Below are 14,001 nucleotides of genomic sequence, written 5' to 3' on the forward strand. Positions count from 1 at the left end.
CCATGCCCGCGCACGTCCTGATCCTCGGCGGCACCACCGAGGCCCGTCGCCTCGCCGCCGATCTCGCCGCCCGGCCCGGGGTGCGGGTCACCACCTCGCTCGCCGGCCGGGTCGCGCGGCCCGGGGCGCTGCCCGGCGAGGTGCGGACCGGCGGCTTCGGCGGGCCCGAGGGCCTCGCCGACTGGCTGCGCGCGCACCGGGTGGACGCCCTGGTGGACGCCACCCACCCCTTCGCCGAGTCGATCACGGACCACGCGGCCCGTGCGGCGCGGGCCACGGGCGTCCCCGCCCTCGTCCTGCGCCGCCCCGGCTGGCGGCCGGCCCCCGGCGACCGCTGGCACGACGTCCCGTCCCTGGCCGCGGCCGCCGAGGCCCTGCCGGGCCTGGGCCGCCGGGTGTTCCTCACCACCGGCCGCCTCGGCCTCGCGGCCTTCGCCCACCTGACCGGCCTGCGCTTCCTCGTCCGCTCCGTCGACCCGCCCGAGCCCCCGCTGCCCCCGGACACCACCGTCGTCCTGGCCCGGGGCCCCTTCACGGTCACCGGGGAGACCGGGCTCCTGCGCGCCCACCGGATCGACGTCCTGGTCACCAAGGACAGCGGCGGCGAGGCGACGGCCGCGAAGCTCACGGCGGCACGCGAGCTGGGCCTGCCCGTGGTCGTCGTACGCCGCCCCGCCCTCCCGGCCGGCGTCACCGCCGTACCGGACGTGGCGGACGTCCTGGAACGGCTGGGCTTCAGCCAGGCCTGACGACGGCGGCCCGCCGGTGTGGCACCAGGGGGGCGCGGTCCCGCGTGGTTCCCGCCGTGCCGGTTCGAGGACCGCGGACCGGCCGGCGCGGGGACGGGAGAGACCACACGCACGGCAGACCGGACCTCGGGGTACGCGGCGCGTCCACCGCTGCTCGGCCCCCGGCCGCCGCCCCGCGCGTCAGTCCCGTCCGTCCCGCGACGGGTGGCGGCGCAGCAGGTACGTGTCCATGATCCAGCCCTTGCGCTCCCGTGCCTCGGCCCGCAGCCGCTCGATGCGCGGGCCGGCCTCGGCGATCGGTCCGGAGACGAGGATCTCGTCGGGTGTGCCTATGTAGGCGCCCCAGTAGATGTCCATGTCCTCCTCGGCGTACCGCCGGAAGGCCTGGTGCGCGTCGAGCATCACGACCACGTCGTCGACGCCGTCCGGGAAGCCCTCCGCCAGCCGCCGCCCGGTGGTGATCTGCACCGGCCGGGCCACCCGGTTCAGTCCCGTGCGGTGCCGGGCGACCAGTGCGGAGACGCTGCTGACGCCGGGCACCACGTCGTAGGTGAACCGCACCGCGCCCCGCTCCAGCACCTCCTCCAGGATGCCGAGCGTGCTGTCGTACAGCGCGGGATCACCCCAGACCAGGAAGGCGCCCGTGCCCGACTCGTCCAGTTCCTCGGCGATCAGCCGCTCGTAGATCCCGGCGCGGGCGCTGCGCCAGTCCCCGACGGCGGGGGAGTAGGCCGGTCCGCCCGCGGCCCGGTCCCGCTCCGGATCACGGGCCTCCACCACCCGGTACGACCCCTCGGGCAGATGGGCGTCCAGCATGTCCCGGCGGAGCTGGGTGAGGTCGCTCTTCACCTCGCCCTTGTCGAGCAGGAAGAACACGTCCGTGCTCCGCAGCGCCTTGACCGCCTGGAGGGTCAGCTGGTCGGGGTCGCCCGCGCCGATACCGATGACATGAATCTTTCGCACGCCCCGAGTCTGCCGCATGCCGCTGACCATGCGTCCACCGGCTCCGCACAGCCTGCGACCGACCGCCTGCGGCGATCGCCTGCGACCGACCGCCTGCGGCGATCGCCTGCGACCGACCGCCTGCCCGCGGCTCGCGGAAGGCGGCGTCGGCGGTCACGGCCCCAGGCGCGGTGCCTCGGCCCTCGCGTCGATCGGCTCCGAGCCGTCCTCGACCCGTCCCGCCAGCTCCCGCGCCCAGCGGGTGAGGCCCGGGAGGTCCAGTCCGTACGGGCGGTCCTCGCCGCGCCCGGCCGCCCACTCCTCGACCGCGCCGGCACCCCGCCGCAGCAGCCGCGCCCCGCCGACGGTGTTCCCGCGGGCCGCGTGGGTGAGGCCGACCGCCAGCTGGGCGAGACCCCGCCACAGCGCGCGCTCCTCCTCCGGGCCCGACTTCCAGGCGTCCTCGAACACCTCGTGCGCGTGGAACGGCCGCCCCGAGGCCAGCAGCGCCCGCGCCTCGGCGACCGTGTCCTGCGGCGTCCGCAGGACCCCCTCCGGCTGCCGTGGGACGCCCTCGGCGCCGTACGGCAACGGGCGCCCCAGCCCGTCCCGGGGCCGCGCGTTCCGCGCCCGCCCGGCCGTGTCCCGGTCCCTGGCATCCGATGTGCCCGCGTTCGTCATACCGCCGATTGTCCCCCGCACCGCCAGGTCTCCTTCGGCACACCGCCGGGCGTGGGGTAAAGTGCTGTCCGCACGATCACGCGGGGCACCGCGCGTGAGTGCGACGGGACGTGGCGCAGCTTGGTAGCGCACTTGACTGGGGGTCAAGGGGTCGCAGGTTCAAATCCTGTCGTCCCGACGTGTGGAAGTCGGCCAGGGCCGGTTCCGGAGCCATCCGGAACCGGCCCTGACGCGTGTGCGGGGACCGGCGGCGTCGGCCCGGCCGGCCGTGCGGCGCTCGCCGCTGACTCGCCGGTCGCCGCGAGGAGCGGTTACCTGGAGCAAAGGGGTGTTCCCCCGGGTGGCACCCACCGTCCCGGAGGTGCCCGGCCCACGGCCGTGGCGGCCCGCGGGCCGCCCGGCGCCCCTCCCCTCACGGAACGTAAGGACTTCCCCCATGCGCGGAGCAGTGATCCACGCCCCTGGAGACGTGCGCTTCGAAACCCTGGACGACCCGGAGATCCTGGAGCCGACGGACGCCGTCATCCGTACGGCCGTCACCTGTGTGTGCGGCACCGACCTGTGGCCCTGGCGCGGCCTGGACGCGACCGACGAGGCGCATCCCATGGGGCACGAGTACGTCGGCTTCGTCGAGGCGGCCGGCAGCGAGGTCACCTCGGTCAAGCCCGGCCAGTTCGTCGTCGGCTCGTTCGCGACCTCGGACAACACCTGCGCCAACTGCCGCAACGGGTGGCAGTCCAACTGCGTGAACCGCGAGTTCATGACCACCTGCCAGGCGGAGTACGTGCGCATCCCCAACGCCCAGGGGACCCTGGTCGCCACCGAGGAGGTGCCGGGCGAGGAGTTCTGGCCCGGCCTGCTGGCCGTCTCCGACGTGATGGGCACCGGCTGGTACGCCGCCGAGGCCGCCGAGGTCGGGCCCGGCTCCACGGCCGTGGTGGTCGGTGACGGGGCGGTCGGGCTGTGCGGGGTGATCGCCGCGAAGGAGATGGGCGCCGAGCGGATCATCGCCATGAGCCGTCACGAGTCGCGCCAGAAGCTGGCCCGGGAGTTCGGCGCCACCGACATCGTCACCGAGCGCGGCGAGGACGGCGTCGCCCGGATCAAGGAGATGACCGAGGGGATCGGCGTGGACTCGGTCCTGGAGTGCGTCGGCACCGGTGAGGCCATGCGGCAGGCGCTGCACTCGGCCCGGCCCGGCGGCAACGTCGGCTTCGTCGGCCTCCCGCACGAGGTGGCGATCGACGGGGAGGAACTGTTCTTCACCCACGTCGGCCTGCGCGGTGGCCCCGCCCCCGTGCGCCGCTTCCTGCCCGATCTGATCGACCGCGTCCTGTCCGGGCGGATCGACCCCGGCAAGGTCTTCGACCTCACCCTGCCCCTGGAGCAGGTGGCGGAGGGCTACCGGGCCATGGACGAGCGCCGCGCCATCAAGGCCCTCCTCACACCCTGACCCACGCCGTGGACACGTCGGCAGGGGTACGCCGCCGGCCCGGCAGCGGTGCCGGGCCGGCGGACCTGTTCACTGCTCCTCCTCGTGCCTCGGATGCACGAGGAGGGGGGCGATCGCGGTGGGCGGGGGACCGGCGACGTCGTCGGTCTCGGGAAGGGGGAACAGGACTTCTTCGAGTGCCGGGGTGATGAAGAGGAACACGATCACCAGGACGGGCACGAGCAGGGCAATCAGGATCACAGCACCTCCCGGAGGTCGGTCTGTGGCACCTGGTTGGGCCGCTCTCAGGATGCGCCCGAACGGCGTAACGCGCATGTTCTCCGGCCGCCGGGCCCCGACCCGCGGGTCCCGGCCGGACGCGGGGGCGGGGCCGCGGGGCCGGCCCGGCCGGCCCGCGCACAGGCGTCAGGGGCGGCTCCGATGGTGTCCGCAGCCGCCCCTCGGCCGTTCGTCCCCGGGGTCAGGGGGCCACGGCGCGGCCGGTCTGCGGGGAGATGCGGCCGGCGCACAGGCCCTTGCCGGCCAGCGTCTGCGCGATGCGCGGGATGGCCGCGAGGGTGTTGGCCGGCCACTCGTGCATGAGGATGATCTGGCCGTTGGTCAGCCGGGACACCGCCTGCACGATCGCGTCGGTGCTCGCGCCGTTCCAGTCCTGCGAGTCGACGTCCCAGATGATCTGCCGCAGGCCGTACTTGGCCTCCACCGCCTGCACGGTGGCGTTGGTCTCGCCGTACGGCGGGCGGAACAGCTGCGGCGTCCCGCCCCCGGCCGCGGCGATGGCCTGCTGGGTGCGGGAGATCTCGGAGTCGATCTGCGCCTGGCTCTGCTGGGTGAGGTGGGGGTGGGTGTAGCTGTGGTTGCCGATCCACATTCCGGCGTTCGCCTCGGCCCGGACCTGGGCCGGGTAGGCGGCCGCGAACTGGCCCTCGTTGAACATCGTGGCCCGCAGGCCGTTCTGTCGCAGGGCGTTGAGCAGGGCCGGGGTGTGGTCGTTGGACGGGCCGTCGTCGAAGGTGAGCCCGACGTACCCGGAACAGGTGGCGGCGTGCGCCGGGGCCGCGTCGGTGACGGCGGTGACCGTGCCGGCCACGGCGGTCGCCGCGAGGGCCAGTCCGGTCAGCAGGGGGCGGGGTGCGGCACGCATGCGGGTGGGTCCTCCTCGGATGGGCGGCGTGACCGCCGTGGGGGGTGGACGGGACGGAGGGGGAGGGGGTCAGCCGCTCACCGTGAGGTTGGACGAGCCGCTGCTCTGGTAACCCTCGGTGGCGAGGATCATGTAGTAGTTGAAGCTGCCCAGCGGCATGCCGTAGCGGGCCCAGGCGTCGAAGTGGTTGCCGGTGGTGATGGTGCCGCCGGTCCTCCTGGACTGCCGGACGCTCCAGTACTGGTTGAAGGTCCTGGTGCCTTCCACGGACGGAGCGTTGTACCGCGTCGTCTGGTAGACGTCGTACGTGCCGCCGTCGCTGGTGACCGTGCCCTTGTACGTCCCGGTGGGCCGGTAGTTGCCCCAGTTGTCGACGATGTAGTACTCGACGAGCGGGTTCGAGGTCCACCCGTACAGCGACAGGTAGCCGTTGCCGGAGGGGTAGAAGCTGCCCGAGTACTGCACGTTCCTGCGTCCGCCGTTGCTCCAGCCCTTGCCGGCGACGAAGTTCCCGCAGTTCGTCCACGAGGTGCTGTAGTTGCCGCCGGAGTTCAGGGTCATCGAGACCGAACCGCCGCCGTCGGTCCAGAAGGAGTAGTAGAACCCGTTGTTGGTGCCGGTCTGGTTGGTGGTGATGACCGTGGCGGCGTTGGCGGTGCCGGGCAGCAGCAGCCCGGACGCGGACGTGGCCAGCGCGAGCGCGCCGGCGCGGTTGATGAAGCCCCTCCGGCTCATCGGGCGGGTGAGGGCGTGCTCCATGTCCATGGTTCCTCCTGCGTGAGGTGGGTTGTCATGTTCGCGCCATACGCCATGGCCGGGCCGTCCCCAGGGGAGGGAGGGCTCGATTGCTGGAGAGTATGCGGCGGGTTCGAAAGGGCGGTCAATGCGTCTGTTTCCGAAACATCATCGAAACTTGACGGTGAACTACGGGATGTATAGCCGAAAGTTTCGAAATGGAGTGACGGTCGGGCCCGGAGAACTCTCCGCACGGTGGTTGACGCGGAATTGGCACCTGTTTAGCGTGACGCAACGCTCGTCAGGCAATGCGAAAGTTTCGAACTGCCCACAGGAGTTGCCCGTGAACCTGTCCCGCTCCTTCGCGGCCGCCGCCTCGGCCTGCTGCCTGGCCCTGCTCCCCCTCGCCGCCGCGAGCCCCGCGAGTGCCTCCGGGGGCGCCGCGGTACCGGACCGTCCGCTGCGACAGCTCGCCGCCGACGACCACCTGCGGGTCGGCACCGCCGTCGACATGTCCGCGCTCGCCGACGACGCCGCCTACCGCCGGCTCGCGGGCTCCGAGTTCTCCACCGTCACACCGGAGAACGTGATGAAGTGGGAGGCGATCGAGCCCCGTCAGGGGGAGTACGACTACGCGGCCGCCGACCGCCTGGTCGACTTCGCGCGCGAGCACGGCCAGAAGGTGCGCGGTCATGTCCTGGTCTGGCACAACCAGTTGCCGTCCTGGCTCACCTCCGGCGACTTCGGCGCCGACTGGCTGCGCGAGATCCTGCACCGCCACATCACCGACACCGTCCGGCACTTCAGGGGCAAGGTCTGGCAGTGGGACGTGGTGAACGAGGCGTTCAACGAGGACGGCACCCTGCGTGACACCATCTGGCTGCGCGAGCTCGGTCCCGGCTACATCGCCGACGCCTTCCGCTGGGCGCACCAGGCCGACCCGCACGCCCTGCTGTTCTACAACGACTACAACACCGAGTGGACCGGCCCGAAGAGCGACGCCGTCTACGACCTGCTCAGCCGCCTGCGCGCGGAGGGCGTTCCCGTCGACGGGGTCGGCTTCCAGGGACACCTCGGCATCCAGTACGGCCTGCCCACCGGCGTGGCGGCCAACTTCGCCCGCTTCGACAAGCTCGGACTGGCCACCGCCGTGACCGAGGCGGACGTGCGCATGCCCCTGCCGGCGGACCCGGACAAGCTCGCCACCCAGGCCGAGGGCTACCGCCTCCTGCTCGACGCCTGCCTGCGCGCCCGCCACTGCGTCTCGTTCACCGTCTGGGGCTTCACCGACACCTACTCCTGGGTCCCCGGCACGTTCCCCGGCGAGGGCGCCGCGAACCTGTACGACGAGGAGTACCGCCCGAAGCCGGCGTACCGCGCGCTCCAGTCGCGACTGGCGGGGCGGGCGCGGGCCGGGGGTGCCGAGTAGCGCATGCCTCCGCGCCGTGCGGACCGGCCGGCCCCCGACGGCCGGCCGGTCCGCACGGCTGCGACCCGATACGGCGGACGATGCGCCGGTACCGGGGTGTGCCCTGCCCGCGTGCCGGGCGGCCGTGGATGCGGGCGGGACAGGCGCGCCGGAACGCCGGCGAGGCTCGCCCGGCAACCCGCCGGCCGCCGGACGGCCCTCGCGCGTACCGCGCCGGCGGAACGGGCGCCCCGCCGTGTCGGGTCCCTCAACTCCTCGCAGGCGGTGCCGTGCTCTGCCGTATCACCAAGTGCGTGGCCAGTTCGATGCGCAGCGCCGCCTTCCTGGTGTCCTTCGGCCGCAGCAGCATCCGGGCCGCCTCCTCGGCCATGCGCTGGAGCGGCTGTTGGACGGTGGTCAGCGGCGGGCTCGACCAGCGGGCCGGCGGTACGTCGTCGTAGCCCACCACCGACAGGTCCCCGGGCACGCTCAGGCCGAGGACCCGGGCCGCCTCCAGGACGCCCAGCGCCTGGAGGTCGCTGCCGGCGAAGATCGCCGTGGGGCGGTCGGGCCGCCGCAGCAGGTCCATGGCGTGCTCGAAGCCGCCCTGGACGTGGAAGTCGCCGAACCGTACCAGCCCGGGGTCCGGTTCGTGGCCGGCCATCGCCATCGCCGAGCGGTATCCGTCCAGCCGGGCCAGTGAGCACATCAGGTCCTCGGGGCCGGTGATGATGGCGACGCGTCGGTGTCCCTGGTCGGTGAGATGGCGGGTGGCGGCGACTCCGCCGGCCCAGTTGGCCGAGCCCACGGACGGGACGTCGGGGTCGGGATCGCCCGCCGGGTCCACGATGACGAACGGAATGGCCCGCGAGCGCAGTTGACGCTTCACGTCCTCCGGCACCGTGGAGAAGACCAGCAGCACCCCGAGGGGCCGGCGGCGCAGCACGCCCGCGATCCACTCGGGCCCGGGAGCCTGCCGGGTCCCGCTCTCGGTGAGCGCCACGGTCGCGTCGTTCTGCTTGGCGACGTTCTCCACCCCGCGGATCAGTTCCATCGCCCAGACGCTCTCCAGCTCGTGGAAGACGATCTCGATGAGCGGGGCCTGCGGCTGTCCGGGAGTGCGCCGGCGGTAGCCGTGGGTCTCCAGCAGACGTTCGACCTTGGCGCGGGTCGCAGGCGAGACATCCGAACGACCGTTGAGGACCTTCGAAACTGTCGGCAGCGAGACGCCGGCTTCTCGCGCCACTGCTGCCAGGGTGACTCTTCGACCGACCTGGGCTTCTTCGGGCATGGCCGCAGCATAGGACACTCGGCCGGATAACGGTTTGGCCGCGTAGGTGCACGACCGTTGACCATTTCTTCCCTCGACTCCTACTGTCCAGCGCATGACTTTCGGGTCCAGAGCCGAAACTTTCGGAAGGCGGACGATCATGCGTACACGGATGCCCCGGGTGCTCGCCTGCGGTGCGACTCTCGCGCTCGCGGCGAGTCTCGCCGCTTGCGGGAACGGCAGCGGCGGGGGTTCCTCGAACGACGGCAAGATCCATGTGCTGGTGTACGGGGACGCCAGCAACAAGGTCGAGAAGCAGATCGTCGACACGTTCAACAAGACGTCGAAGGTCAAGGCCGTCCTCGACACCATCCCCGGCGCCGACTACCAGCAGAAGCTGCAGACGATCATCAACACGCCCCAGGCACCGGACGTCTTCTTCAACTGGGGCGGCGGCAGCATCCAGCCGTTCGTCAAGGCCGGACTGCTGATGCCGCTGGACGACTTCGTCAAGAAGGACCCGAACCTCGACGACAAGTTCCTGCCCAGCGTCTACAACAGCGCGGTCGTCGACGGCAAGCCGTACGGCATCCCCATGCGCGGCACGCAGCCGGTGCTGCTGTTCAACAACAAGAACGTGCTCGACAAGGCGCACGTGAAGCAGCCCCAGACGTGGGACCAGCTGGTCGACGCCGTCAAGAAGCTCAAGTCCGCGGGCGTCACCCCCATCGCCCTCGGCGGCGGTGACCAGTGGCCCACCCTGATGTGGTTCGAGTACGTCTACGACCGCGTGGCCGGCCCGGAGCTGTTCCAGAAGGCCCTCGGCGGCGACAAGGACGCCTGGGCGAGCGCGGACAGCAAGAAGGCGCTCGGCATGCTCAAGGAACTGGTCGACACCGGCGCCTTCGGCAAGAACTACGACTCGGTGAAGTACACCAACGGCGCCTCGCCCGCGCTGGTGGCCCAGGGCAAGGCCGGCTTCGAGCTGATGGGGTCCTGGTACTACGCGCAGCAGCAGCAGGACGCGAAGGACTTCGCCGCCAAGGGGCTCGGCTACGGCACGTTCCCGACGATCCCCGGCGGCAAGGGTGACCCGACCGACGTCGTCGGCAACACCAACAACTTCTACTCGGTGCTGAAGAAGACCAAGCACCCCGAGGCAGTCGCCGACTTCCTGAAGCTCATGTACTCCGACGAGTTCGTCAAGGCCCAGATGGCCATCGGCAACCTGCCCACGACCACCAACACCCAGAAGTTCCTGGACACCTCCGCCAGCCCCGAGTACTCCCGCTTCCAGTACGACCTGGTCGCCAAGGCCAAGTCCTTCCAGCTGTCCTGGGACCAGGCCTTCCCGCCGTCGGCCATGACGCCGATCCACCAGGCCGTCCAGCAGTTCTTCAACGGACAGCTCGACGCGGACGGCTTCATCAAGGCCATGCAGGCCCTTCCGACCGAATGAACCGCTCATGACCACACAACTCACGAGCGCTCCGCCCTCCGCCGTGCCCTCCAGGAAGGCCCGGCGGCGGCCGGAGGACTCCTACTCCGCACGCGGCACGCGCCCCGGCTTCGGCTGGGCGCTGCCCGCCACCCTGTTCTTCGCCCTCTTCGCCCTCGCACCGCTGGTCATGGTGGCGGTGCTGTCCTTCATGAGCTGGAACGGCCTGGGGTCACCGCAGTTCGTCGGCATGGACAACTGGAAGCGCATCCTCGACGACCCCGTCATGATCAAGAGCATCTGGCTGACCCTGCTGCTCACCGCCCTGGGCGTGGTCATCCAGACCCCGCTGAGCATCGTGCTCGGCGTCTGGGCCGCGGGACACCAGCGCAACCGCGCCGTCCTCTCGGCGATCTACTTCATCCCGCTGCTGCTGTCCTCCACCGCGGTGTCGGTGCTCTGGCGGGCGCTGCTCGACCCGAACTTCGGCATCCCCGCGCGCATGACCTGGCTGTTCGGGGACGGCAACCTGTTCGGTGAGCAGGCCTCCGCCATCGGGGTGCTGGCCTTCGTCAGCACCTGGCAGTTCACGCCGTTCCACACGCTGATCTACCAGGGCGCCGCCCGGGCGATCCCGCCGGTGCTGTACCAGGCGGCGGAGATCGACGGCGCGGGACGCTACCGCCAGTTCTTCCACATCACCCTGCCGCAGCTGCGCAACTCGATCGTCACCTCGATGATCCTGATGATCGTCGGCGGGCTCACCACGTTCGAGACCGTGCTCATCCTGACCCAGGGCGGACCGGGCACCGACACCACGATCAGCGCCTACTACATGTACCAGAAGGCCTTCAAGGGCTTCGACTTCGGCGCCGGTTCGGCCATCGCCCTGTGCCTGGTCGTCGCCGCCACGGTGGTCTCGCTGGTCGTCGTCCGCGTCTCCGGCTACGACAAGATGCGCAGCGACATGGAGGGGGTGTCATGAGGCGCCGCCCCAACCACCTGGCCGGAGCGGGCTCGATCGTCTGGCTCGTCCTGGTGGGTCTGCCGCTGTACGTGATGCTCGCCGCGACCCTGCGCACCCGGCAGGACTACGCGAAGAAGGGCCCGCTCTCCTTCCCCGGCGACTTCACCCTCGACAACTACACCGGGGCGTTCGACTCGGGCTTCGGGCAGTACTTCCTGAACACCATCATCGTCACCGTCTGCGTCGTCGCGGTGGTGCTGCTGCTCGTACCGCCCCTGGCCTACGCGATCGTACGCAGCCGCAGCCGTGTCACCTCGCAGATCTTCCGGCTGTTCCTGCTGGGCCTCGCCATCCCCGCCCAGGCCGTCATCGTGCCGATGTTCTACCTGATCAGCGAGGCGGGCCTGTACGACAACCTCCTCGGCGTCATCCTGCCCACGGCCGCGTTCTGCCTGCCGATGTCCGCGCTGATCCTCAGCGGCTCCATGCGCGACATCTCCCCGGAGCTGTTCGAGGCCATGACGGTGGACGGAGCGACCCCGCGGCGGATGTTCTTCCAGCTCGTCGTGCCGCTCTCGCGCGGCGGCCTGTCCACGATCGTGGTGTTCTCCGCGCTCCAGGCCTGGAACGGCTTCCTGTTCCCGCTCGTCCTGACCCAGTCCGACTCGACCAAGGTCATCACCCTGGGTCTGTACAACTTCCAGACCGAGCACGGGATCGACATCCCCGGCCTGCTGGGAGCCGTGACGCTGTCCATGGTGCCCGTCCTGCTCGTCTACCTGTTCGCCCGCCGCGCCCTCGTCCAGGGCCTGATGGGCATGGGAGGAAAGTGACCACCAACGTGGCCGTAGAGACCACCCCCGAGATCCCCCTCTGGAACGACCCGACCCAGGACATCGGCACCCGCGTGTCCGCGCTGATCGCCGCGATGACCCTCGAGGAGAAGATCGCCCAGCTGTACGGCGTGTGGGTCGGCGCGTCCGACGAGGGCGGCGAAGTCGCCCCGCACCAGCACGACATGGAGGAGGCCGTCGACCTCGACGCGCTCCTGCCGGCCGGGCTCGGCCAGCTGACCCGCCCCTTCGGCACGGCGCCCGTCGACCCCGCGCTCGGCGCGCTGTCCCTGCTGCGCACCCAGACCAGGATCGCCGCCGCGAACCGCTTCGGCATCCCCGCCCTGGCCCACGAGGAGTGCCTGGCCGGGTTCGCCACCTGGGGCGCCACCGCCTACCCCGTCCCACTGTCCTGGGGCGCCACCTTCGACCCCGCCCTCATCCGCCGGATGGCCGCCGCCATCGGCCGCGACATGCGGTCCGTCGGCGTCCACCAGGGCCTCGCGCCCGTCCTCGACGTGGTGCGGGACGCCCGCTGGGGCCGCGTGGAGGAGACCATCGGAGAGGACCCCTACCTCGTCGGCAGCATCGGTACCGCCTACGTCCAGGGCCTGCAGTCCGCCGGTGTCGTCGCCACCCTGAAGCACTTCGCCGGCTACTCCGCCTCCCGCGCCGGGCGCAACCTCGCCCCCGTCGGCATGGGGCCGCGCGAGCGGGCGGACGTCCTGCTGCCCCCCTTCGAGATGGCGGTGCGCGAAGGCGCGGCCGACTCCGTCATGCAGGCCTACACCGACACCGACGGCATGCCCTCGGCCGCCGACGAGGACCTGCTCACCGGGCTGCTCCGGGACACCTGGGGCTTCGAGGGCACGGTCGTCGCCGACTACTTCGGCATCGCCTTCCTCCGCACCCTGCACGGCGTCGCCGGTGACTGGGCGGACGCGGCGGGCACGGCCCTGCGCGCGGGCGTCGACGTGGAACTGCCCACCGTCAAGACGTTCGGCGCGCCCCTCGCCGAGGCCGTCGCCGACGGCCGGGTCCCGGAGGCGCTGATCGACCGCGCGCTGCGCCGGGTCCTCCTGCAGAAGGCCCGGCTGGGCCTGCTCGACGCGGACTGGAACCCGGTCCCGGCCGCCCTCCGCGGAGCGGACCTGGACAAACCCGACGCCCTGCGCGGCACCGTCGACCTGGACTCCGCCGAGAACCGGGAACTGGCCCGCACGGTCGCCGAGGAAGCGGTCGTCCTGCTGCGCAACGACGGCACCCTGCCCCTCGGCCGGCCGCACCGCATCGCCCTGGTCGGCCCCAACGCGACCGAGGCCACGGCCGTGCTGGGCTGCTACTCCTTCCCCCAGCACGTCGGCGTGCACCACCCCGGGACCCCGCCCGGCATCGACCTGCCGACACTGGAGGACGCCCTGCGGGGCGAGTTCCCCGACGCGGAGTTCACCGTCGTACGCGGCACCGGCGTGGACGACGGCGACGTCCTCGGCATCGCCGAGGCCGTCGACACCGCGCGCCGGGCCGACGTCGTGGTGGCGGCGCTCGGCGACCGCGCGGGCCTCTTCGGCCGGGGCACCAGCGGCGAGGGCTGCGACGCCGAGTCCCTGGCCCTGCCCGGCGCCCAGCAGCGCCTGCTCGACGCGCTGCTCGACACCGGCACCCCCGTGGTGACGGTCCTGCTGGCGGGCCGGCCCTACGCCCTCGGCCGGGCCGTGGACGAGGCCGCCGCGATCGTGCAGTCCTTCTTCCCCGGGGTGGAGGGCACCACGGCCATCGCCGGCGTGCTCAGCGGCCGTACCAACCCGTCCGGACGGCTGCCCGTCAGCGTGCCCCGCGGTACCGGTGGCCAGCCCGCCGGCTACCTCGGCGCCCGGCTCGCCCAGGCCAGCGATGTGTCCAACATCGATCCCACGGCGGCCTTCGCGTTCGGACACGGCCTGTCCTACACGTCCTTCGAGTGGGGCGAGCTGACGGTGGACCGGCCGGAGGCGGACACGGACGGCGCGTTCCGGCTCGCCCTGACCGTGCGCAACACCGGCGAGCGGGAAGGCACCGAAGTCGTCCAGCTCTACCTGCACGACCCGGTCGCCTCCGTCGTCCAGCCGGTGCAGCGCCTCGTCGGCTACGCCCGCGTCCCGCTCGCCCCGGGCGAGGCCCGCCGGCTGCGGGTCACTGTGCCGGCCGACCTGGCCTCCTTCACCGGCCGCGACGGGCGCCGGGTGGTCGAACCGGGTGCACTGGAACTGCGGCTGGCGGCGTCCAGCGGCGACGCCCGGCTGACGGCCGAGGTCACGCTGACCGGCCCCGCACGCCAGGTGGACCACACCCGCCGGTTCCACGCGCTCTTCGAGCAGGAGCCCGCGCACCCCGCCGTCTGA

At 71.9% G+C, this 14,001-nt stretch carries 12 protein-coding genes, 1 tRNA gene and 1 pseudogene; 8 read left to right on the top strand and 6 right to left on the bottom strand.

The genetic code is table 11. From position 1 onward, the window contains the following. Positions 1 to 2 precede the first annotated feature (2 nt). Positions 3 to 749 carry a cobalt-precorrin-6A reductase gene (locus tag LG395_RS35485; protein ID WP_225812966.1) on the top strand — a complete coding sequence of 249 codons (747 nt, stop codon included), beginning with the start codon at positions 3 to 5 and terminating at the stop codon, positions 747 to 749. A gap of 180 nt (positions 750 to 929) precedes the next feature. Here LG395_RS35485 and cobF read toward each other — a convergent pair whose 3' ends face one another. Further along, positions 930 to 1,712: a precorrin-6A synthase (deacetylating) gene (gene cobF, locus LG395_RS35490; RefSeq protein ID WP_171150765.1), complete on the bottom strand. Its 783-nt coding sequence runs from the start codon at positions 1,710 to 1,712 to the stop codon at positions 930 to 932. Positions 1,713 to 1,865: 153 nt separating this feature from the next. Beyond that, the gene (locus LG395_RS35495) at positions 1,866 to 2,372 is read right to left on the bottom strand and encodes a DUF309 domain-containing protein (RefSeq protein ID WP_171150764.1); all 507 of its coding nucleotides are present in this window, start codon (positions 2,370 to 2,372) and stop codon (positions 1,866 to 1,868) included. Positions 2,373 to 2,476: 104 nt separating this feature from the next. Here LG395_RS35495 and LG395_RS35500 point away from each other — a divergent pair. Further along, positions 2,477 to 2,550 (top strand) — tRNA-Pro (locus LG395_RS35500). A 258-nt stretch (positions 2,551 to 2,808) separates the two neighbouring features. Continuing rightward, a complete protein-coding gene (locus LG395_RS35505; RefSeq protein ID WP_171150762.1) occupies positions 2,809 to 3,825 on the top strand; it encodes a zinc-dependent alcohol dehydrogenase family protein in 1,017 nt (338 codons plus the stop codon). A 69-nt stretch (positions 3,826 to 3,894) separates the two neighbouring features. On the opposite strand, the gene LG395_RS35510 is transcribed toward LG395_RS35505, so the two are convergent. The 3 genes and pseudogenes from LG395_RS35510 to xynA form a co-directional block, all read right to left on the bottom strand. Continuing rightward, the gene (locus LG395_RS35510; protein WP_171150760.1) at positions 3,895 to 4,065 is read right to left on the bottom strand and encodes a hypothetical protein; all 171 of its coding nucleotides are present in this window, start codon (positions 4,063 to 4,065) and stop codon (positions 3,895 to 3,897) included. A 223-nt stretch (positions 4,066 to 4,288) separates the two neighbouring features. Beyond that, positions 4,289 to 4,969: pseudogene (locus LG395_RS35515) on the bottom strand (polysaccharide deacetylase family protein); the annotation flags it as partial. 69 nt (positions 4,970 to 5,038) lie between these two features. Further along, entirely contained in the window at positions 5,039 to 5,734 is a 696-nt protein-coding gene (gene xynA / locus LG395_RS35520) for an endo-1,4-beta-xylanase XynA (protein WP_171150756.1), read from the bottom strand. A 313-nt stretch (positions 5,735 to 6,047) separates the two neighbouring features. Between xynA and LG395_RS35525 the strand changes: the two genes are divergently transcribed. Then, positions 6,048 to 7,133 carry an endo-1,4-beta-xylanase gene (locus tag LG395_RS35525; RefSeq protein ID WP_225812968.1) on the top strand — a complete coding sequence of 362 codons (1,086 nt, stop codon included), beginning with the start codon at positions 6,048 to 6,050 and terminating at the stop codon, positions 7,131 to 7,133. A gap of 247 nt (positions 7,134 to 7,380) precedes the next feature. Here the strand turns inward: LG395_RS35525 and LG395_RS35530 are convergent, their stop codons facing one another. Beyond that, positions 7,381 to 8,403 (bottom strand): LacI family DNA-binding transcriptional regulator, encoded by a 1,023-nt coding sequence (locus LG395_RS35530; RefSeq protein WP_225812971.1) that lies wholly within the window; start codon positions 8,401 to 8,403, stop codon positions 7,381 to 7,383. Positions 8,404 to 8,554: 151 nt separating this feature from the next. Between LG395_RS35530 and LG395_RS35535 the strand changes: the two genes are divergently transcribed. The 4 genes from LG395_RS35535 to LG395_RS35550 are packed head-to-tail and all read left to right on the top strand — an operon-like array spanning position 8,555 to position 14,001. Then, entirely contained in the window at positions 8,555 to 9,841 is a 1,287-nt protein-coding gene (locus LG395_RS35535; RefSeq protein WP_171159529.1) for an ABC transporter substrate-binding protein, read from the top strand. Between the two features lie 7 nt (positions 9,842 to 9,848). Continuing rightward, a complete protein-coding gene (locus tag LG395_RS35540; protein ID WP_225812973.1) occupies positions 9,849 to 10,805 on the top strand; it encodes a carbohydrate ABC transporter permease in 957 nt (318 codons plus the stop codon). Further along, positions 10,802 to 11,620: a carbohydrate ABC transporter permease gene (locus LG395_RS35545; protein WP_103814109.1), complete on the top strand. Its 819-nt coding sequence runs from the start codon at positions 10,802 to 10,804 to the stop codon at positions 11,618 to 11,620. Before LG395_RS35540 ends, LG395_RS35545 begins: the two co-directional genes overlap by 4 nt. Continuing rightward, positions 11,617 to 14,001 carry a beta-xylosidase/alpha-l-arabinosidase gene (locus LG395_RS35550; protein ID WP_225812974.1) on the top strand — a complete coding sequence of 795 codons (2,385 nt, stop codon included), beginning with the start codon at positions 11,617 to 11,619 and terminating at the stop codon, positions 13,999 to 14,001. Before LG395_RS35545 ends, LG395_RS35550 begins: the two co-directional genes overlap by 4 nt.

The sequence above is a fragment of the Streptomyces spinosus genome (assembly GCF_020400655.1).
Classification (GTDB): domain Bacteria; phylum Actinomycetota; class Actinomycetes; order Streptomycetales; family Streptomycetaceae; genus Streptomyces; species Streptomyces argyrophylli.